Source organism: Tamlana crocina, from assembly GCF_012037625.1.
Window position 1 is genome coordinate 1 of the sequence record NZ_JAAVJS010000402.1, and the last position, 387, is coordinate 387.

At 32.3% G+C, this 387-nt stretch carries 1 protein-coding gene; it reads right to left on the reverse strand.

From position 1 onward, the window contains the following. Window positions 1–142, reverse strand: a 142-nt coding sequence (locus tag HC176_RS17320) for a galactokinase family protein (RefSeq protein WP_425338225.1), incomplete at its 3' end; no start/stop codon positions are given. Window positions 143–387 lie beyond the last annotated feature (245 nt).

Consider the following 387-nt stretch of genomic DNA (forward strand, 5'->3'; position numbering starts at 1 on the left):
TTTGATTTTTTCTAAGTTCGAAATAGATCTTCCGGTCAATAGCAGTAGGGAGTACAAATCCTTGATTGTAATCAGTATGCTCTCCAATAAGGTTGATTCTGCCAGGAGAAGCAACTTGGATTTCGCTGGAAAAATTTTCAATGAATTGAGGAGGATAGTGGCTGTTTTCTTTCTTCAAAATTCAGGTTTTATTCTGGTAAAGATAATAAACGTAAATTATACCTTAATTTTAAATTCTTAAAAATAAGCTGTTTTTATATATTTGATCGAAATTCAAAACCACAGATGACAAATTTTACGAAGGACTTTTATATTCAGAAGGACAGGATGTATGTAGCTACAGATTGTATCATCTTTGGTTTTGATTCCGGAAAGTTGAAACTCCTG